Genomic DNA, 19,525 nt, shown 5'->3' with positions numbered 1-19,525 from the left:
CGCGTTTCCTTATTTATAATTTTGGAAGTGTCGTGCTTATTTTTTGTGCGTTTGCACAGATGATCCAATTCAAATTTAACCATGATTCAGGGGGAAGACGAAATGAAAATTCTGGTCATCAACGCCGGCAGCTCCTCACTTAAGTATCAGCTGATCGATATGGACAACGAGCAAATGCTTGCAAAGGGCAACTGCGAGAAGATTGGCCTTGAAATGGGCATTTTCGGCCACAAGACGGCAGACGGCAGAGAGAAGAAGATCGAAATCCGCATGGCGAACCACACCGAAGCGTTCGAGCAGGTCAAGAACGCACTTCTCGACAGCGAAGTCGGCGTCATTAAGGATCTGAGCGAAGTCGCTGCTATCGGCCACCGTATCGTTCAGGGCGGCGCGCTCTTCAGCGAGTCCGTTCTCGTTGACGAAAAGGTCATCGAGGGCATCGAAAGCCTCATCCCGCTTGCACCGCTGCACAACAGCGCACATGTACAGGGCATTCGCGCCTGCATGAACGTTTTCGGCAAGGAAGTCCCGGAAGTTGTCGTGTTCGATACGGCTTTCCATTCCACCATGCCGCAGAAGGCTTACATGTTCGCTGTGCCGTATGAGTACTATGAGAAGTACAAGATCCGCCGCTATGGCTTCCACGGCACCTCCCACCGCTATGTCAGCCACCGCGTTGCAGAGCTCATGGGCAAGGACATCAAGGATCTGAAGCTTATCACCTGCCACATCGGCAACGGTTCCTCCATCACCGCCATCAAGAACGGCAAGGTCATCGACACCAGCATGGGTCTCACCCCGCTTGACGGCTTCATGATGGGTACCCGTACCGGCACGCTTGATCCGTCTGTTGTCACGTTCATCGCAGAGAAAGAGAACCTCACTCCGGCACAGCTTTCCGACCTCTTCAACAAGAAGTCTGGCCTGCTCGGTATCTCCGGCATCTCCAGCGATGACCGCGACATCTGCAAGGCAGAGGACGAGGGTGACGAGCGTGCACACCTCGCACATGAGATGCTCGTTTATCAGATTCAGAAGTTCATCGGCAGCTATGTCGCTGCGCTGAACGGCGTAGACGCAATCGTCTTCACCGCAGGTCTTGGCGAGAACCAGGATACCCTGCGCGAGCGCATCTGCACCAACATGGAATACCTCGGCATCAAGTTCGATCACGAAGCCAACAAGGGCGTTCGCGGCAAGGAGAAGAAGATCTCCGCGCCGGACAGCAAGGTCGCTGTTTACATCGTCCCGACCAACGAAGAACTTGTCATTGCACGCGATACGAAAGCCATCGTTGAAAAGCTGTAATTTCACCTGAAATTCGATACCGGATCCGTTTTTGCGGGTCCGGTATTTTTCATATTTAAATTTTAAGTGAAAATCGCGGGTTTATTTTCTGTTTTTGGCTTTTGAACCGCAAAAATGGTTGCAAATTTGTAACTATTGTGTTATGATTGTAACTGTATAAAACGATCTGTACCATATTCTGCCGCAACAGGACAGAAACCGGCTTTTGCTTCTACAGGTCGATGCCTTGATAAGGATAGGTGAAAACACATGCAATATAGAAAAAGAATGCTCCAAAAGAAGGGCACGGCTCTGTTGCTTTCCGCGCTGCTATTGGCTTCTGCGCTGCCGCTTGCGGCTTATGCGGAAGAAGTTTCCGCAAAAACGACCGAATACGTGAACTTCCGCTCCGGCCCCGGTACGAATTACAGCTCGCAGGGGATCATCGCTTCCGGCACGACCATCACGGTAACGGATACGAGCAATTCCGAGTGGTACGCCGTGCGTCTCTCGAACGGCTCTACAGGTTATATCTACGCCGAGTATATTTCCATGTCTACCGGCGGCAGCACAAGCAACGGGGAAGAACGCAGTGCCAAAACGACGGAATATGTGAATTTTCGTTCCGGACCGGGCACAAATTACAACTCTAAAGGCGTCATTGCATTAGGCACCACCGTTACGGTCACCGACACGAGCAATGCCCAGTGGTACGCCGTGCGTCTTTCTAACGGCTCTACAGGCTATATTTTTGCCGAATACATCAGCTTCACGGGCAGCAATACGCCGTCTGCTACGGCGGCACCTACACAGGCGCCATCCAACGGTTCCGAGCAGACCGCAAAAACGACCGAATACGTAAATTTCCGTTCCGGCCCCGGTACGAATTACAGTTCTAAAGGCGTCATTGCATTGGGCACCACCGTCACGGTCACCGACACGAGCAATTCCGAGTGGTACGCCGTGCGCCTCTCGAACGGCTCTACGGGCTACATATTTGCGCAATACTTGAAGCTGAACAGTTCTTCCTCCGCAACGGCAACGCCCGCACCGACACAGGCACCGAGCGGTTCCGAGCAAAGCGCGAAAACGACGGAATACGTAAACTTCCGTTCCGGTCCCGGCACGAATTACAGTTCTAAAGGCGTCATTGCATTGGGCACCACCGTTACGGTCACCGACACGAGCAATTCCGAGTGGTACGCCGTGCGCCTCTCGAACGGCTCTACGGGCTACATTTTTGCACAGTATTTGAAGCTGAACAGTTCTTCCTCCGCAACGGCAACGCCCGCACCGACACAGGCACCGAGCGGTTCCGAACAAAGCGCGAAAACGACGGAATACGTAAACTTCCGTTCCGGCCCCGGCACGAATTACAGCTCTAAAGGCGTTATCGCTTCCGGCACAACCGTCACGGTCACAGATAGGAGCAACTCTCAGTGGTATGCCGTGCGCCTTGCAAACGGCTCCACGGGCTACATCTTTGCACAGTATTTGAAGGTCACCGGCACGTCGTCCGCAACGCCTACACCTACGCAGGCACCGTCCAATGATGGCACTGTGCAGGCTAAGCTCACCGCAGACGTAAACCTGCGCCGCGGTGCAGGTACGAATTACGGCGTCATCAAGGTCATCGGCACCGGCACCACCGTTACGGTCACGGACGCGTCGAACAGCCAGTGGTACAAGGTAAAGCTTTCGGACGGCACAGAGGGCTATCTGTTCTCCGAATATCTGAAAGTTACTTCCGGCAATATTGATTCTGCCAAGCCTTCCGCAACGCCCACGCCGACCCCGGCGCCGAGCAACGGAACCGTACAGGCCAAGACCACATCCGATTTAAATGTGCGCAAAGGCCCCGGCACAAGCTATGGCATCATCAAGGTTATCGATATGAACGTTAACGTTACCGTTACGGAAGCCACAAACAGCAGCTGGTACAAAGTGAAGCTTTCCGACGGTACAGAGGGCTACCTTGCTGCGCAGTACTTGAAGATTACCTCCGGCGATATCAACTCCGTAAAGCCCGGTAACAGTGGAGATGATAACACCAATAACGGCAACAACTCCAATGCACCCGCAACAGACGAATACGTCCGCGTTACGGTCGGCCTCAACCTGCGTTCCGAGCCGAACACGAGCTGTAAAGTACTCACCGTTTTGAGCACCGGCACCGTGCTGAACGTGCTTGACCGCAAAACGAGCGGCTGGGTGCATGTGCGTACGACCGGCGGCGCAGAGGGCTATGTCTCGGCAGAATATGTCACAGCATATGACCCGTCTTCGTCCAGTGCATCGATCTCTGTTTCTTCCGTCGATCTCGCACAGTATAAGACCATCTACATTCAGGCTTCTTCTTCCGGCTCTGTCACGTGGGAGAGCAGTGATGCTTCCGTTGCAACGGCAAAAGCCGGTGTTTCCGGTCAGCTCTTCATTTACGGCGCTGCGCCGGGCACGGCCAAGATCACCGCAAAGAGCGCAAATGGCACTGCACTTGCCACCGTTTCCGTCACGGTCTCCGCGCCGGAAGCTGTCCGCTTTGCGTACACAACACCGAATATTATCACAGCCGGTTCATCCTTCAATTTGAAGGCGGTTACGGATACGCAGAAATCCGCCGTGCGCTTTGAGATTGATGGCGTCGGCACCTACGATACCACGTCCTACGATTCCGAAAGTCAGGGCGACAACAACGTCCGTATTTTCTCTGCTTCGGCTACAATCAGTACACCTGGCACCTACACGGTGCGTGCGTATTCGTCTTCCGGCGGCGGTTATTCCTCCGATTACAGAGAGTTCACCATCCTCGTCGTCTCTACAACGGATTCCGATACGACAACAGGCGAGAGCCGCCGCGTAAGTGACAGTATGCTCGACAACATCGCCTCTTATGAAGGCTATGTCCCACAGGTTTCGCCGGACACGCTTGCCGGCAATATCCCGACCGTCGGCTACGGTTACGTTGTTTCCAAGAACACCACATTCTACAATAACCTGACCCGCTCGGAAGCAAAGGCCATGCTGGCCGATACCGTCAACCGCGGCTCTTACACCACAGAGATCAACCGTTTCATCTCGAGCAACGGCCTTTTGATGAGCCAGTGCCAGTTTGATGCGCTTGCAAGCTTCTCTTACAATGTCGGCGCAGGCTACTGGAACGGCTCCGGCAACTGCTACGTGCGTACAGTCATCATGAACACCGTTGTTCCGCCGCAGGATCTGTCTTCTTCCAATCCGTACGGCGGTAAGGTAACGGCTTCCACACTACCCATGTATCAGGACCACAGCGCTTCTTCCACGCAGATTACTACGCTTAAGATCAGCACAAGTGTGAACATCCTCGATTATTACCGCGACTCAAGCACGAAGCAGAGCTGGTACAAGGTCTCTGCAAGCGGCAAGAGCGGTTGGGTGCGCGCAGGCGATGTTGCTTTCAACAGCACCTCTGGTCTCACGCATGACCTGAACTATGTGGACGCCTACACATTCGGCAGCAATCTGCTGGATTGGCATGTGGCAGGCGGCAACTGCTACATCGGCCTGTATTATAGACGCCTTGCAGAAGCTAAGGTATTCTCCTACGGCAACTACGCCGAGGCATCGCCCTCTAACGGCAACTATAAGAAGAATACATACGGTTACAAAGTCCCGAGCTGTCTGTAAAGCTAAATTACTTTTCATAGTCCTAAAATTAAGCTGTGCATTCTAATGGAGTGCACAGCTTTTCTTTATATGCTCGGCGATGTGTAAAGTTTTATTACTTTACGTGTTATTTATAAAACGGCAAGCCGACTGCTTTCACTCAGTCGGCTTGCTTTTATATTATGCGATCGACCGATCAGCAGCCACAGCCGCCGCAGCCGTTGTTGCAGCCACCACAGTTGTTGCAGCCGCAATCGTTACCGCAGCCACAGCCGCCGCAGCACAAGAGGATCAGTATGATAATGATGATCCAAGAGCAACCTCCGCCAAAACCGTTACACATGATTGAACGCCTCCTTTCGTTTACAATACAGAATATGAAAGTGGGGGAAATGTGTGATGGTCAAATCAAAACTTCAAAAACTTTTTAAATTCATGCATTTCAGTTAGTATTGCTGAGAATTAATTTGAAATAGAGAGATATTTTAATGTAATTACGGAAAATCGGATAAAATCACGCTTGACAATACATTCGTTTTGCTTATAATTAAAGTCAAGGAAAGTCAAAGACAAAGAAAGAACAAGAGGCGATCAGAAATGCGAATCAGCGACAGCGTTGCGAATTACATCTTACAAATGCTCAATGATGAAAACGGCATCGCGGAGATCCAGCGTAATGAGCTTGCAAACACGCTGGGCTGCGTACCGAGCCAGATTAACTACGTCATCACGTCCCGTTTCACACCGGAGCAGGGATATATCGTAGAGAGCAGGCGAGGCGGCGGCGGTTACATTCGCATCATTCGCCGGAGCATGACAAAATCCGATTTAATCATGCACATTGTCAATTCCATCGGGCCTAAGCTGGACGCAGCTTCTATGCGCGCCATGCTGCGGAATCTTGTGGAAACGGGCGTTGCGTCCGAATCCGACGCTCACCTGATGATGGCAGGGCTTTCGGATTCGGCACTTGCACCGGCGCCAAAAGAAATTCGAGATCAACTGCGGGCATCGATCTTCAAAAACATGTTGCTCGTACTAAATGTATAAAAAGCCATTTTGAAAGGACGGGATGACTTATGATGTGTCAGAACTGCGGAAAGAATCCGGCAACGACCCACATTAAAACCATCGTCAACGGCAAGTTGGCGGAATATGACCTTTGCTCGGAATGTGCAAGGGCAAAAGGCTACAAGAGCTTTTTTAACTTTGATGATATGGACTTCGATTTCAACAATCTGCTCGGCAGCTTCATCGGTGCGCCGACCGGGCGCAGTAATGCGATGCGCTGCCCGAAATGCGGTGCTTCCTTTGAGGAGATTGCAGAAAGCGGCAAGATCGGCTGCGCAGAGTGTTACAATGTGTTCCGTGACCGCCTGATGCCGACTATCCACCGCATCCACGGTGCAGCAAAGCACAAGGGCAAAGTACCCGGAAGCAATGCGCTGCGCATTGTGGAACCGGCAGGTAAGATTGCCGTTGTGGAAGAACCCACGCCGATTGAAAAGAAACGTGCGGAACTGAAAGAAGCAATCGAAAAGCAGGACTTCGAGCATGCAGCTGAGCTGCGTGACGAAATCAAAGAAATGGAGAAAGGAGATGGGAACCATGCTTAACGAAGAAAAGAAATGGTATGAAAAAGCAGGTAAAGAAAGTGACGTTGTCATCAGCACGCGTGTGCGTCTGGCGAGAAACCTTGCAGATATGCCGTTTCCAAACCGCATGACGCCTGACCAGAAAGCAGCCGTAGAGCGCCGCGTACGCGATGCGATCCTCAGCGGCAACAGCGCCATCGCATCGGATTTCGACTTCGTGCAGATGGATGACCTCAGCAACGAGCAGGCGGTGTCACTTGTGGAACGCCACATCGTCAGCCCGGAGTTCATCGCAAACGCAAAGGGACGCGGATTCCTCATCTCAAAGGACGAGTGCATCTCCATTATGGTGAACGAAGAAGATCACGTGCGTATTCAAGTGCTGCATGAGGGTCTTGCGCTCAGCGAAGCTGCCGAAATGGCAGACCGCATCGATACGCTTTTAAACGAATCGCTGCGTTTTGCGTTTGATTCCGAGCTCGGCTACCTCACCCAGTGCCCGACGAACCTCGGTACCGGCATGCGGGCCTCTGTGATGCTGCATCTGCCGGCACTCACCGAAAACGGCGCAATGTCCAGAATCTCCACGAATCTTTCGAAGCTCGGTCTTGTGATTCGCGGTACATACGGCGAAGGCAGCAATGTCATCGGCGCCATGTATCAGCTTTCAAACCAGATTACACTGGGTCTCAGCGAAAAAGAGGCTGTGGAAAACTTGCAGAACATTACGATGCAGCTTATTTCCGAAGAGCGCAAAACGCGCGCTTCGCTCAGCAAGAACATCAATGTGCAGGACAAAGTAGGCCGTTCCGCCGGCGTGCTGAAAAATGCACGGCTGCTTTCCTGCGATGAATATATGAAGCTTATCTCCAATGTGCGTTTCGGCATTGCGGAAAAGCTTTTAAGCGGTATAACGCTTGAAGATATTCACACACTGACCGTAGCGGTACAGCCGGCCACCATGGCAGCCGCACACGGCAGCAACCTTTCGGCGGGACAAAGAGACATTCTCCGCGCAGACGAGGTGCGCAAAGCCCTCAAAGCGCTTCAATAATAGAAAATCAGTAAAGAGAACTGCGATACGGCAGTGATCGAAAGGACGGATTTATATGTATAGATTCACAGGTTTTACAGAGAAAGCAAACAATGCCATGAACCGCGCCATCGAAAAGGCAGAGGAGCTTGGCCACAATTACATCGGCAGTGAGCACGTGCTATACGGCTTGATTGCAGAGGGCAGCGGCGTTGCGTTCAACGTGCTGAATAAGCTCGGCATCACGGCAGACGATTACGAACGCCTGATGCAGGAGAAGATTGGCACTTCTTCGCCGACGAACCTCACCACCGCATATTTCACCCCGCGCACAAAGCGCATTTTGCAGATGGCAAAGCTCGCGGCCTCCAAGCTCGGCAGTAACTACGTCGGCACGGAGCACCTGCTCATCGCCATCATTGAAGACGGTGAAAGCTTTGCGGTGCGTTTCCTGCAAATGCTCGGCGTTGACCCGCAGAGCGTTGCAAATGCGTTGTCCTCGGCGCTTTCCGACGGTTATACCGTCGATAAAGCTTCCGGCAATGCGTACCCGAAGGACGAAAACGGCGAAAAGGAAGGCGGCAGTGCACTTGAAAAGTTTGGCCGCGACCTGACAAAGCTCGCAGCCGAAGGCAAGATTGACCCGGTCATCGGCCGTCATAACGAAATTGAACGTGTCATTCAGATCTTGTCTCGTCGTACGAAGAATAATCCGGTGCTCATCGGTGAACCGGGCGTCGGCAAGACCGCCGTTGCGGAAGGCTTGGCGTTGAAGATTCATGAAGGCGAGGTGCCGGAGCTGCTGAAAGGCAAGCGTCTGGTGGCTCTTGATCTTACCGGTATGGTCGCAGGCTCTAAGTACCGTGGCGATTTTGAAGAGCGTATCAAGTCCGCCATCGACGAAGTGAAGAAGGACGGCAACGTCATTTTGTTCATCGATGAGCTGCACACCATCATTGGTGCAGGCTCCGCAGAGGGCTCTGCCGATGCCGCCAATATCTTAAAGCCGGCTCTGGCGCGCGGTGACTTCCAGGTCATCGGTGCGACGACCATCAACGAGTACAGAAAGTACATTGAAAAAGACGCCGCGTTGGAGCGTCGTTTCCAGCCGGTACATGTCGGTGAGCCGACCGAAGAAGAAGCGGTGCAAATCCTTGAAGGTCTGAAAGATCGCTACGAGGCGCACCATAAAGTACAGATTACCGACGAAGCCATTGAGAGCGCCGTTAAGCTCTCCTCGCGCTACATTGCAGACCGTTACCTGCCGGATAAGGCCATCGACCTCGTCGATGAAGCGGCGTCCCGTGTGCGCCTCAGAACATTCACTGCGCCGGAAGACCTGCAGGAGATGGAAAAGCGCATCAAGGAAGTCGAGATTGATAAGGCGGCTGCCGTCAACGAGCAGGACTTCGAGCGCGCGGCCGAGTTGCGTGATAAGCAGAAAGCCCTTACAGATGAGCTGGAGCAGAAAAAGAACGAGTGGGCTGCAAAGAATGAGCGCAGCAATAGCGTCGTGAAGGCAGAAGACATCGCCGAGATCGTCGCCATGTGGACCGGCATCCCGGTCGTACAGCTGACGCAGGAAGAAAGCGAGCGCCTGCTGCATCTTGAAGATACGCTGCACAAGCGTGTCATCGGTCAGGATGAAGCCGTCACGGCCATTGCAAAGGCCATCCGCCGCGGCAGAGTCGGCCTGAAAGATAAGAATCGCCCCATCGGCTCGTTCATTTTCCTCGGCCCGACCGGCGTAGGCAAGACTGAGCTGTGCAAGGCGCTTGCGGAAGCCATGTTCGGTGACGAAAAGGCCATGATCCGTCTCGATATGTCGGAGTACATGGAGAAGCACACGGTGTCTCGTCTCGTCGGTTCGCCTCCGGGATATGTAGGCTTTGATGAGGGCGGTCAGCTGACCGAGGCAGTGCGCCGCAAGCCGTATTCCGTTGTGCTGTTTGATGAGATCGAAAAGGCACACCCGGATGTCTTCAACATGCTGCTGCAAATTCTCGATGACGGCCGTCTGACGGATTCGCAGGGCAAGGTGGTCAGCTTCAAGAACACCATCATCATCATGACCTCCAACATCGGTGCGCGTCTCATTACAGAGAAGCAGCAAGAGCGTCTCGGCTTTGCCACCGCGGACAACAAGTCGACAGAAGAAGACAGCGCAGTCGCCGATTTCGAGCGCACAAAAGAGCTCGTCATGGGTGAGCTGAAGAAGGTGTTCCGTCCGGAATTCATCAACCGTGTCGATGACATTATTGTGTTCCGTAAGCTCCTGCACGACGACATTCAGAAAATCGCCGGCAAAATGCTCGAGGGTCTTAAGGGTCAGCTGCGCGACATGGACATCGCGGTCGAGTTCACCCCGGCTGCTGTGGAAGCTGTTGCAAACGCCGGTTTTGACCCGGTTTACGGTGCAAGACCGCTGCGCAGAGCGATCCGCAGCAAGATGGAAGACCCGATTTCCGAAGAGATGCTCGAGGGCAACATGAAAGCGGGCGGCTCGTATGTCTGCGACTTCAAAGACGGTAAGTACGTCATTGAAGACAAGGCAAAGAAGAGCGGCGACGAAAAGTCGAGCGAAAGCGAAGCAAAGTAATCACACCCGTTAAGGCAAATGTCCTTTAAAGGCACATAGAAAGGCGGTCTGCCGGGTAGAAAATTATCCGTGCAGACCGCCTTTTGCTGCCCTAAATCACGCAAACACCGTCTCAATGTGCTTTGCGCACTCGGGCGGAGAATACGTGAACTTATCAATATGGTCGCCCTGAAAGAAATATACAGGCGGCTCGGGTTTATAGGTGTAATCAAAGCATTCCACAAGCACGAGCTTCACCTTCATGCGGTTCGGCAGAATACTTTTGATGAACACGCTGGCCTGCTGTCCGGCATGGACGTTTTCTTTCAGCTCGGCAAGTCCTGCAAGGTTTGGGGTCAGCTCCACAAAAATGCCGTAGCTTTCCACGCTGCGCACGATACCTGCGACCGTTTCGCCGACACGAAAGCGCTCCGCGTTTTCCGTCCACGTGCCGAGCAGCTCGCGGTGGCTGAGCGTAATGCGGTTCTCGTCCTTCATGCGCACCACGGCGCGAATATCCATGCCGACCGTGAACCGCTCCTTCGGGTGGTCGATGCGCGAAACAGAAATGGCATCGATAGGCAGTAGGGAAACAATACCGCAGCCGATATCCGCAAACGCACCGAACGGCTCCAAATGCGTGATGCGCACCGGGATCACATCGCCGCAGGTAAGCCCCGCTATGTACTCTGCCATGCAGCGCTCCTGTGCTTTTCGACGCGACAACACCGCTGTGATCCTGCCGAACGCATCACGAATAAAATCCGTGATGATAAAGCACACAGGCTTATTCACACGTGAAATGATGGCGATGTCCCGCACGGTGCCCTCGCGTATGCCGAGCGCGCCTTCTTCGCGCGGGATAATGCCCCGCATACATTTGAGATCTACAATGAGGTTGTGCTCGTTGTCGCAGATGATACTGCGCGCCTCTAAGATCTTTCCGTCGCGCATTGCGTCGGAGAGGGCGGCAGGCGTCTGCATACTGGCTTTGTTTTCCGCTTTGTCGATCAAATGACCTTCCGGGTAAAATTTCATGTACTTCACTCCTTTTTAAGGCCGTGCCGCGCAAAAAACGCTTTCGGCTGCGCCTTAACTACGCCGAAGTATATGAACCTAAACTTTCATTTATGCGTTTCTGAACTTTTCATGAAGATAAACAAAAGGGCTTGCATGTTTTTACCGTGTATATTAAAATAGATATACAGATGCAAAGTATGTCTTTGCAAAAGAAAGGAAACAGAAAAAATGAAGAAAATGAAACTGCTGTGTGCGGCGTTGACCGTAATCATGCTGCTCACAGCTTGCTCCGGCAGCACCTCTTCTGCCGCAGAAAAGGTCATCGGCACTACGGATAAAGTTGTTGCGGCAGATACCTTAAAACCCTTGGCAAAGGCCGACAAAGAAAAGCTCGGCTATCAGCTCGATATGCCGGAAAAAGGCGAGGAGATTTGTGTGCTGACAACGAACTACGGCACCATTCGCATGCGCTTTTTCCCGGATGCCGCACCGAAAGCCGTGTACAGCTTTAAATCTCTGGCGCTTTCCGGCTACTATGACGGCGTCACTTTCCACCGCGTCATCGATGACTTCATGATTCAGGGCGGTGACCCGCTTGGCAACGGAACCGGCGGCGAGAGCATTTGGGGTGAGAATTATGACGACGAATTTCACGAAAACCTCGTCAACATCACCGGCGCGGTCTCTTGTGCAAACAGCGGTGCCAACACAAACGGCAGCCAGTTTTTTATAAACTGCACGGAACCGGGCAAAATAGACTGGGATACCTACGACCAGTATTATCAGGTCTATAAATCTGCACCGGAAAAGTTCACCTCCATGTACGGCGGCACGCTCGATATGGACAAAGTAACGGATGCCTACAAAGAACTTTACGATAAAAACGGCGGCAACACACACCTTGACGGTGCATATTCCACCGCAGGTACCGGACACACCGTGTTCGCACAGGTATTTGACGGCATGGACGTGGTGCGCAGCATCATGGGCGTTGAGACCGACTCGAACGATAAGCCGCTTGAAGACGTCACCATTCTCTCCGCAGAAATCGTACCCTACGAATAAATTTCTTAAACAAATTTAGTATAATCCCAAATCATTTTAAGGAGGAAGTTTCCATGGCAATCGTACATCCCACAGCTGAAAATTTCGACGCATTGATCCGCGATAACAAGCTTGTTCTTGTAGACTTTTTTGCAACATGGTGCGGCCCGTGCAAAATGATCGCACCGTTCATTGAGGAAGTTGCAGAAGAATACGAGGGCAAGGCCGTCGTCGCGAAGATCGACGTTGACGAAGCGCAGGAAATCGCCGCCGAATACGGCATCTCCAGCATTCCGACCGTCATCCTCTTTAAAGACGGCGCCCCCATCCACACCGAAGTCGGCGCACACGATAAGGCTTTTTACGCAAACCTCATCGAAATGCACCTGTGAGGCCGCGCCATGTTCACCTTTGAACGCAAAGCGAATTACTACGAGACCGACCAAATGGGCATCGTGCACCACTCGAATTACATTCGTTGGTTTGAGGAAGCCCGCTTGGAGATGCTACGCGCTATGGGATTGCCGTACAAAAAAATGGAAGATAACGGCATTCTGATCCCCGTGCTGGATGTTTCGTGCAGCTACAAGCACCCAATTCGCTTTGATGAGACGCTTGTGCTTACACTGCGCATTCAAAACTACAACGGTGTACGCTTTGAAATGGCGTATGAGGGGCACAGCAAGGAGACTGGGCTTTTGAGTTGCACCGGTACTTCGCAGCACTGCTTCACAACACCCGCGTTAAAGCCGATCCGTATGCAGAAGCATTTTCCCGCATGGCACGAAGTATTTCTTCAGGCCGCAGAGCAGGACAAAGCAGAGTAATTCAAAACACAAAAATGCCCGCCGGGCTGACCGATGTGATCGGAAAGCCCGGCGGGCATTTTTATAAATCTTTAGTTTTTATTCATGTCGCAAAGCATCGATCGGGTTCAGGTTTGCCGCCTTGAAGGAGGGGAGAAGCCCGAAGATGATGCCGATGACCATGGAGAACACCACGGCAATAATGATGGATGGCACGCTGATGGCAACCGGAGCAGACGTCACGCGCGATATGATTGCCGCAAGACCGATACCGGCACCCACGCCCACAATGCCGCCAAGGCTTGTCAGCACAGCGGCTTCCGTTAAGAACTGCCACAGAATGCGGCTCTTTTTCGCGCCGATGGCTTTTTTCAGACCGATCTCTCGCGTACGCTCCGTAACGGAAACGAGCATGATGTTCATAACGCCGATACCGCCGACGAGCAGGGAGATGCTCGCAATCCAGATGAGCTGCGAATTTGTGGAGCTGCTGAGATCCTGCAAGTCCTGCGCCTGCTTTAAAAGATCCTGTGCCTGATACTTGATCTCGCTGTTCGTTACGTTCGTGTTCATGATCTCCGCCACAGCCTTGCCGGCATCCGTCATGGCTTCCGTATTGGAAACGCGAATGGCCACGTTCTGCGGCTCATCGAACGAATAGAGCGCCGGCCACATGGAGCTTGGCACGAAAATACGAGAGGCAGAGCTATCCGAGTAATACGTATAATACTCATCGATGGAGTTGATGACGGGCTCAAACTTGCTGTCTTCATCTACAACGCCAACCACCGTAAACGGAATGCTGCTGATCTCGATCGTTTTTCCGATGGGGTTTTCGCCGTCAAACAGCGAATCCGCCGTATCGGCATCGATGATGGCTGCCGCGTGGAAATCCGTAAAATCACTGTCCACAAAGGTGCGACCGCTTTTCAGCACCAACCCATTCGTCGTGAAATAGCTGTTATCCACGCCGAAGACCTGCGAGCCGGAAATGCCGTTGTTGCCGTAGTAAACGGAGTTGTTGTAGTCGCTGCGGCTGGTATAGAACGCCGCATCTTCCACGTTTTTTACGGACTTGATTTTTTCCATCGTGGTCTCGTCACGCACAGGAATGCCGTCCGGCAAGCCGTTATACAGCATTTCGTACTGATAATCGCCCTGATACAGCTGAATCTGCACCGTGTTTGTGCCGGAGCCGATGAGGTTCTTTTTGATTTGCTCATTCGTGCCCTTGATGGTGGACACGATGGAGATGATAGAGGCGATACCGATGATGATGCCGAGCATCGTCAGGAACGAGCGCATTTTGTGCGACCAGATTCCCTGAAATGAAAGTCTGATATTTTCAATCATGCGTCAAGCCCCCTTGCGTCGATGCCGTCATTTTCGTCTGTGTTTTCTTCCATGCCGTTCGCCTTGGCACCATCAATTGCCGAAGTGCCGTAGGGGAAAGCCACATAATCTTCTTCCGTCAAAGTATCGCTCTTGATCTCCAGATACTGGTTGTAGATCGTCTTGCCGGTTTTGATATACGTTTTATGCACACGGTTATCGTCGCCGACCTTCAAAACATACTTGCCGCCGTCATCGCTGCGAATATACGCTTTAAAAAGATATATTGCATTGCTTGCGTTATCCGAGGCCGCCTGCAAAGTAATATCAAGGCCCATGCCGTTTTTCAGGCCGTCCGCATCGGCAATGCGCGCTGTAAACTGGTACGTGGAGCTGTTTGGGTTTGAGGAGCCGTCATAGTAATAATTGGAATTGTCATTCGGAAAATCGGAGATCTGTACAATCTCTGCCTCATACATTTGTCCGTTCTCCCAAGAGCTCGCCATAACCGTGTCGCCGACATGCACCTTGCCGAGCAGCGACTCGTTTAAGGATGCCGTTATATAGAAACCGTCGCCGCCCGAAACCACGAGGAACGGGGAGCTTGTGGACATCGCCGTATCGAGATCTGTGAGCGACTTCACAACGCCGTTCACGGTCGATTTTATTGTAGCGTTTTCAAGATCCAGCTTCGCTTTTTCAAGGTCATGCGCCGCTTGTTTCACATTCAGCTTTAAATCTTGAATCTGCTGCTTTTTATCGGCGATCATCTGCTGCAATTCTTCCGCCGTATACATGGAGCCTCCGGTATCGTAGCTGATGCCCGGATCGGCGTAGGAGAGATCCGGCATTTGAATGTCATCCGGCTCGCTGATAACTTCATTAAAGAAGCCCGCGGAAATCTTATCGCCGTCCATCTGCCAGCCCTTTACAAGCGGCAGATTTTCGTTATCCTGTTCATGCACTTCAAAGCGTGCGACAAACGGGCCGTCCGGCAATGTGAAATCAGGCTCCGGCGTGGGTACGCTTTCGCCGCCGGTCTCATTCGTTTTTGTGAATGTCATCTGCTTGAACCACGCCATACCGGAAACCGTTGGCGCTTCCGTGGGTTCTATGGGCGGCGCGGGAGTAGGGGCTTCCGTCGGCGCTGTGGTGGGCTCCGCAGTCGGTTCGGGGGTAACCATCGGCTGCGGCGCCGCCGTGGGCACTTCACTCGGCTGTGCCGTAGGCTCTGCGCTCGGTGTGGGGGTCGGAGTGGGGGTAGGGGTAGGGGTCGCACGCGGGTCTGTCACGCCGAGCAGCTTCAAGAGAAAGCCCTTCGTCAGCACAGCATCTTCCGTGCAAAGAAAGACATACGGGTCTTCCTCCGTACCGGCACCTTTAAACGGCTTCGAGTGCTCTGTAATCTCCGTATACAGTTCCGCCTGCGATTCCGGCACCGGCGTGGGAGTGGGTTCCGGCTCGGGCTCCGGGATAGCCGGCTCCACATACGGCGCCGTATTCTGGAGCTTCGTAAGTTCTTTTTCGGCCTGCTCCAGTTCGTATTTCTTCTTTTTTTCTTCAAGCTCCTTGCTCTCTACCTTCAGCTGGAGCTTTGTCGTATCATACTGCAAAAGCGTATCGCCAATCTTGACAGTATCGCCCTCTTTGACGAAAATCTTAGAAATAGCTTTTTCTTTATCGGGGTAAAGTTCCTGCACAAAGTCACTTGTAGCATTACCGTAGGTGCTGGACTGGTCGCCCCAATACTGCGTGGAGATATTTGAAACCTGCTCCACATCCACCGTGGCATTTGCCGCCTTGCCGTTCACCGCGACCGTCACGCCGGTGATGATCAGCGCGATCACGATCACTACGGAGACCACCGTGATAATGACTTTTTTAAGTGGGAAATTTGCCGGCAGATTCATGCTTCCGCCTCCTTTTCCTCGGGGATATGCTGTTCCGCAAACTGACCGTCGCGAATATGCAGCACACGCTTTGCGTGGTTTGCCACATCAATGTCATGCGTGATCATCACAACGGTCACACCCTCGTCGTTGAGCGTCTGGAACAGCTCCATAATCTGCGCGCCGGACTGACTGTCGAGCGCGCCGGTCGGTTCATCGGCTAAAAGAATTTTCGGATTGTTGACGATGGCGCGGGCGATCGCGACGCGCTGGCACTGACCGCCGGAAAGCTGGTTCGGCTTAAAATCCACACGGTCGCCGAGACCTACACGCTCTAAAGCACGCACGGCACGCGCACGTCGCTCTTTTTTCGGCACACCTGCGTATAAAAGGGGAAGCGCCACGTTTTCCGCCGCGCTCTGGCGAGGCAAAAGATGAAAGCTCTGGAACACGAAGCCGATGGAGTTGAGGCGAATTTCCGAAAGCTTCGATTCGCTGCTGCCGATGATACTTTCGCCCGCAAGTGCATACGTGCCTGAAGTCGGCAGATCAAGGCAGCCGATGATGTTCATCAGCGTCGTTTTGCCGGAGCCGGACGGACCCATGATGGCGACATATTCTCCCTCATTCACAGAAAGAGAGATGTCTTTTAGAACCGGCACTTCCATTTTGCCTTGAATATACGTTTTATAAATGTTGTGCAGCTCTAAGATCATGCCGTAGCACCCCCGATAACGGTTCCAAGACTCGCCGCGCCGTCATTTTCATAGGTGGTCACGCCATCTGCCGTGCTTGCTTCTCCGGCTGCCGTGTCTGTTTCGCCCTCTGACTCCGTTACGGCACTTTCTGCGGGCATGGGGCTGTAGCCGTTCGGGTTGCCGTCCATATCGCTGCCGTTTTCTGCGGGCATAACACCGTTTGCATCGTCCGTTTTGGCATCGTTCATGTCACCGGAATCATTCCCCTGATTCTTATAAGAAATATCATCCGTAGCATACATGCCGCTGTGCACGCGGTCTTCCACAACGGCCAAGCGATCGTCTGCCGTCACGCCGGACGTAATCTCATATTCGGAAAGGGTATCGTCAAACTTGCCGAGCTGCACTTCACGCTTTTCGATGCGATTCTTATCGTTTACGGCCCAAACGTAGTTTTTGCTGCCTTCGTTGAGAATATAGTAGCTTGGCAGCCAAATTCCGGTCTTCACGTCTTTGGCCTCATCCGGCTCCACGTAAACGTGCTGACCGAGCATGAGACCTTTGAAATCATCGAGCACAAGGTAGAAGTTATACTTTGTCGCCTTTGTAAACGAGCTTTCGGAACCGTAGGAAATACCGCTGTTGTTATTATCGTTTGCGGCTTCGCGTTCAACGCTCTCCACGGTGCCCGTCCAAGTCTGCTCCGGGTCTACGCGGGAGACGACCTTCATTTTCACGCCCTTCTGCAAGGAATAGACATTCAGCTCCGTTGCCGTGCCTTTTACACGGTAAGAACCCGTCGCGAGAATCGTAATATACGCGTTCGTAGAATTGCTGCCGCTTGTGTTGGTATTGGAACCGTCATTGATCTGCTTCACAACGCCGGCCATTTCTGCTATGACATCCGTATTTTCAAGCGATTTTTTGAGGTTCTCGATCTCTTTCGCCTTCGTAGACTGATCGTATTCCGTCGATTTCACTTCAAGCTGCGCAGACTGAATCTGTAGGGTATAGGAAAGCTGTTCGTCGGAAGACGCTTTGTTCTTTTCCTTCTGCAGGGAATCAATCTGCTGGTTCAGCGTGGAAATGCGGTTTTTAAGGCTTTCCAGCTGTAACTGCGCCTCTTCAAGCTGCATTTGCAGGTCGTCCGTATCGTAGCTGAACAACTTATCGCCAACTTTCACTTCCTGGCCGACCGTCACATACAGCTCTGCGATTTTCTTTGTATCGTCCTTCTGCACGGAGAGCGTCTTTTCCGGTTCCACAACGCCGGAGTATTTCGCCGTCATACCAAGTGAACCCGTGCCGGTGATGTCCGCAACGCTCGTCACATACACCATCTCATTTGGGTCGCTCGGCGCAACGCTGCCGCCGCGGAAGAAAATGAGCCAGATTACAATACCGATCACGATCACAGCGCCGACGGCAATACCGGCGATTGTGAAAATCTTTTTCTTAGTCATAAAGTCAGTCCTTTCCTCCGCGCAAAACACCCAGCGCGGACTCTCTGATGGTTCTATTATACAGGTAAGACAAAAAATAAACAACTTAAGAAACTCTTACAAACGCAAAAGATTTGCAAAAATCGCGCTCTTGACCGCGCGTAAAATCGGGGGTACAATGGTAGCAATATAGAAAGGGAGGATCTGTCTTATGAAAAACGAACACATCGCTTCATCTGTAACCGAACTCATCGGCAAGACGCCGCTTCTGCGTGCGTCTCGCTTTGCGGCATCTGCGGGCATTTCCAACGCGCCGCTTTTGAAGCTTGAATATTTAAACCCCGCCGGCAGCGTAAAAGACCGTGCGGCACTGAAAATGATTGAAGACGCCGAAAAAGCCGGCAAATTGAAGCCCGGCGCGGTTATTGTAGAGCCAACCTCCGGCAACACGGGCATCGGCCTCGCATCTATTGCAGCGGCGCGCGGCTACCGCGTGGTGCTCACCATGCCGGAAACCATGAGCGCCGAGCGCCGCAAGCTGCTTTCCGTATACGGCGCGGAAATCGTACTCACACCGGGCAAAGACGGCATGCGCGGTGCGATTGAAAAGGCGGATGAGATCGCGAAAAGTACACCCGGCAGCTTCATCCCCGCACAGTTTGAGAATCCCTCAAACCCTGCCGCACATTATGAAACGACCGGTCCGGAGCTTGTACAGCAAACAGACGGCAAACTCGACATTTTCGTTGCGGGCATCGGCACCGGCGGCACCATCACCGGCACGGCGCGCTATTTAAAAAAGCATCTGCCACAGGTACACACCGTCGGTTTGGAACCGGCGACTTCACCGCTCATCACACAGGGCAAAAGCGGTGCACACGGCTTACAGGGCATCGGCGCAAACTTCATCCCGAAGAACTACGATGCTTCCGTTGTGGACGAAGTGCTGACCGTCACGGATGAAGAAGCGTACAAAACGGCAAAATTATTGGCACGCACCGAGGGCATCCTCGTCGGCATCACGTCCGGCGCGGCACTTGCCGCAGCTGTGCGCCTGCTGCGCATGCCCGAAAATGCAGAAAAAACGCTCGTGGCACTTCTGCCCGACAGCGGCGACCGCTATTTTTCCACCCCGATCTTTGAATAAACGAAAAGGAAT

16 protein-coding genes are annotated in these 19,525 nt (G+C 52.7%); 10 read left to right on the top strand and 6 right to left on the bottom strand.

Going from position 1 to position 19,525, the window contains the following annotated elements:
• Window positions 1-102: 102 nt before the first annotated feature.
• Window positions 103-1,308: an acetate/propionate family kinase gene (locus ACI0CA_RS07915; protein WP_308448390.1), complete on the top strand. Its 1,206-nt coding sequence runs from the start codon at window positions 103-105 to the stop codon at window positions 1,306-1,308.
• Window positions 1,309-1,575: 267 nt separating this feature from the next.
• Entirely contained in the window at window positions 1,576-4,950 is a 3,375-nt protein-coding gene (locus ACI0CA_RS07910; protein ID WP_446806981.1) for an SH3 domain-containing protein, read from the top strand.
• Window positions 4,951-5,125: 175 nt separating this feature from the next.
• Here ACI0CA_RS07910 and ACI0CA_RS07905 read toward each other — a convergent pair whose 3' ends face one another.
• Window positions 5,126-5,272 carry a hypothetical protein gene (locus ACI0CA_RS07905; protein WP_308448388.1) on the bottom strand — a complete coding sequence of 49 codons (147 nt, stop codon included), beginning with the start codon at window positions 5,270-5,272 and terminating at the stop codon, window positions 5,126-5,128.
• A 254-nt stretch (window positions 5,273-5,526) separates the two neighbouring features.
• Between ACI0CA_RS07905 and ACI0CA_RS07900 the strand changes: the two genes are divergently transcribed.
• The 4 genes from ACI0CA_RS07900 to ACI0CA_RS07885 are packed head-to-tail and all read left to right on the top strand — an operon-like array spanning window position 5,527 to window position 10,156.
• Window positions 5,527-5,979: a CtsR family transcriptional regulator gene (locus tag ACI0CA_RS07900; RefSeq protein ID WP_308448387.1), complete on the top strand. Its 453-nt coding sequence runs from the start codon at window positions 5,527-5,529 to the stop codon at window positions 5,977-5,979.
• A gap of 29 nt (window positions 5,980-6,008) precedes the next feature.
• A complete protein-coding gene (locus tag ACI0CA_RS07895) occupies window positions 6,009-6,545 on the top strand; it encodes a UvrB/UvrC motif-containing protein (protein WP_176819979.1) in 537 nt (178 codons plus the stop codon).
• Entirely contained in the window at window positions 6,538-7,578 is a 1,041-nt protein-coding gene (locus tag ACI0CA_RS07890) for a protein arginine kinase (protein ID WP_308448386.1), read from the top strand. The genes ACI0CA_RS07895 and ACI0CA_RS07890 overlap by 8 nt, the downstream gene beginning before the upstream one ends.
• 55 nt (window positions 7,579-7,633) lie before the next feature.
• Complete coding sequence (locus ACI0CA_RS07885; RefSeq protein ID WP_176819977.1) at window positions 7,634-10,156, top strand: ATP-dependent Clp protease ATP-binding subunit; 2,523 nt, start codon at window positions 7,634-7,636, stop codon at window positions 10,154-10,156.
• 96 nt (window positions 10,157-10,252) lie between these two features.
• On the opposite strand, the gene ACI0CA_RS07880 is transcribed toward ACI0CA_RS07885, so the two are convergent.
• The gene (locus tag ACI0CA_RS07880) at window positions 10,253-11,173 is read right to left on the bottom strand and encodes a S1 RNA-binding domain-containing protein (RefSeq protein WP_308448385.1); all 921 of its coding nucleotides are present in this window, start codon (window positions 11,171-11,173) and stop codon (window positions 10,253-10,255) included.
• Between the two features lie 210 nt (window positions 11,174-11,383).
• Here ACI0CA_RS07880 and ACI0CA_RS07875 point away from each other — a divergent pair, with 210 nt between their 5' ends.
• Genes ACI0CA_RS07875 through ACI0CA_RS07865 form a run of 3 tightly spaced genes read left to right on the top strand, consistent with a single transcriptional unit; the run spans window position 11,384 to window position 13,026 of the window.
• Window positions 11,384-12,220, top strand: coding sequence for a peptidylprolyl isomerase (locus ACI0CA_RS07875; RefSeq protein ID WP_308448384.1), 837 nt, complete (start codon window positions 11,384-11,386; stop codon window positions 12,218-12,220).
• A 53-nt stretch (window positions 12,221-12,273) separates the two neighbouring features.
• On the top strand, window positions 12,274-12,591 hold the full coding sequence (gene trxA, locus ACI0CA_RS07870) for a thioredoxin (protein ID WP_308448383.1): 318 nt from the start codon (window positions 12,274-12,276) through the stop codon (window positions 12,589-12,591).
• Between the two features lie 9 nt (window positions 12,592-12,600).
• Window positions 12,601-13,026, top strand: coding sequence for an acyl-CoA thioesterase (locus ACI0CA_RS07865; protein WP_308448382.1), 426 nt, complete (start codon window positions 12,601-12,603; stop codon window positions 13,024-13,026).
• Between the two features lie 78 nt (window positions 13,027-13,104).
• Here ACI0CA_RS07865 and ACI0CA_RS07860 read toward each other — a convergent pair whose 3' ends face one another.
• From ACI0CA_RS07860 to ACI0CA_RS07845, 4 genes are read right to left on the bottom strand one after another with little or no spacing between them, the layout of a single operon-like run.
• Window positions 13,105-14,358: an ABC transporter permease gene (locus ACI0CA_RS07860; protein ID WP_308448381.1), complete on the bottom strand. Its 1,254-nt coding sequence runs from the start codon at window positions 14,356-14,358 to the stop codon at window positions 13,105-13,107.
• The gene (locus ACI0CA_RS07855; protein ID WP_308448380.1) at window positions 14,355-16,247 is read right to left on the bottom strand and encodes a biotin/lipoyl-binding protein; all 1,893 of its coding nucleotides are present in this window, start codon (window positions 16,245-16,247) and stop codon (window positions 14,355-14,357) included. Before ACI0CA_RS07855 ends, ACI0CA_RS07860 begins: the two co-directional genes overlap by 4 nt.
• Entirely contained in the window at window positions 16,244-16,942 is a 699-nt protein-coding gene (locus ACI0CA_RS07850; RefSeq protein WP_308448379.1) for an ABC transporter ATP-binding protein, read from the bottom strand. Before ACI0CA_RS07850 ends, ACI0CA_RS07855 begins: the two co-directional genes overlap by 4 nt.
• Window positions 16,939-18,387, bottom strand: coding sequence for an efflux RND transporter periplasmic adaptor subunit (locus tag ACI0CA_RS07845; RefSeq protein WP_308448378.1), 1,449 nt, complete (start codon window positions 18,385-18,387; stop codon window positions 16,939-16,941). The genes ACI0CA_RS07850 and ACI0CA_RS07845 overlap by 4 nt, the downstream gene beginning before the upstream one ends.
• Window positions 18,388-18,577: 190 nt before the next feature.
• Between ACI0CA_RS07845 and cysK the strand changes: the two genes are divergently transcribed.
• Window positions 18,578-19,513 (top strand): cysteine synthase A, encoded by a 936-nt coding sequence (cysK, locus tag ACI0CA_RS07840; protein ID WP_308448377.1) that lies wholly within the window; start codon window positions 18,578-18,580, stop codon window positions 19,511-19,513.
• Window positions 19,514-19,525 lie beyond the last annotated feature (12 nt).

The sequence above is a fragment of the Hominenteromicrobium mulieris genome, assembly GCF_046197855.1.
In the GTDB taxonomy this organism is placed as follows: domain Bacteria; phylum Bacillota; class Clostridia; order Oscillospirales; family Acutalibacteraceae; genus Hominenteromicrobium; species Hominenteromicrobium mulieris.
Note: the sequence above shows the minus strand (reverse complement) of the source record. Positions and strands in the feature narration are given on the sequence as shown.

What these genes read in the sequence shown, in the direction of transcription:
- ACI0CA_RS07915 (WP_308448390.1), top strand. Translation starts at nt 103, where the DNA reads ATGAAAATTCTGGTCATCAACGCCGGCAGCTCCTCACTTAAGTATCAG.
- ACI0CA_RS07910 (WP_446806981.1), top strand. Translation starts at nt 1,576, where the DNA reads ATGCTCCAAAAGAAGGGCACGGCTCTGTTGCTTTCCGCGCTGCTATTG.
- ACI0CA_RS07905 (WP_308448388.1), bottom strand. Translation starts at nt 5,272, where the DNA reads ATGTGTAACGGTTTTGGCGGAGGTTGCTCTTGGATCATCATTATCATA.
- ACI0CA_RS07900 (WP_308448387.1), top strand. Translation starts at nt 5,527, where the DNA reads ATGCGAATCAGCGACAGCGTTGCGAATTACATCTTACAAATGCTCAAT.
- ACI0CA_RS07895 (WP_176819979.1), top strand. Translation starts at nt 6,009, where the DNA reads ATGATGTGTCAGAACTGCGGAAAGAATCCGGCAACGACCCACATTAAA.
- ACI0CA_RS07890 (WP_308448386.1), top strand. Translation starts at nt 6,538, where the DNA reads ATGCTTAACGAAGAAAAGAAATGGTATGAAAAAGCAGGTAAAGAAAGT.
- ACI0CA_RS07885 (WP_176819977.1), top strand. Translation starts at nt 7,634, where the DNA reads ATGTATAGATTCACAGGTTTTACAGAGAAAGCAAACAATGCCATGAAC.
- ACI0CA_RS07880 (WP_308448385.1), bottom strand. Translation starts at nt 11,173, where the DNA reads ATGAAATTTTACCCGGAAGGTCATTTGATCGACAAAGCGGAAAACAAA.
- ACI0CA_RS07875 (WP_308448384.1), top strand. Translation starts at nt 11,384, where the DNA reads ATGAAGAAAATGAAACTGCTGTGTGCGGCGTTGACCGTAATCATGCTG.
- trxA (WP_308448383.1), top strand. Translation starts at nt 12,274, where the DNA reads ATGGCAATCGTACATCCCACAGCTGAAAATTTCGACGCATTGATCCGC.
- ACI0CA_RS07865 (WP_308448382.1), top strand. Translation starts at nt 12,601, where the DNA reads ATGTTCACCTTTGAACGCAAAGCGAATTACTACGAGACCGACCAAATG.
- ACI0CA_RS07860 (WP_308448381.1), bottom strand. Translation starts at nt 14,358, where the DNA reads ATGATTGAAAATATCAGACTTTCATTTCAGGGAATCTGGTCGCACAAA.
- ACI0CA_RS07855 (WP_308448380.1), bottom strand. Translation starts at nt 16,247, where the DNA reads ATGAATCTGCCGGCAAATTTCCCACTTAAAAAAGTCATTATCACGGTG.
- ACI0CA_RS07850 (WP_308448379.1), bottom strand. Translation starts at nt 16,942, where the DNA reads ATGATCTTAGAGCTGCACAACATTTATAAAACGTATATTCAAGGCAAA.
- ACI0CA_RS07845 (WP_308448378.1), bottom strand. Translation starts at nt 18,387, where the DNA reads ATGACTAAGAAAAAGATTTTCACAATCGCCGGTATTGCCGTCGGCGCT.
- cysK (WP_308448377.1), top strand. Translation starts at nt 18,578, where the DNA reads ATGAAAAACGAACACATCGCTTCATCTGTAACCGAACTCATCGGCAAG.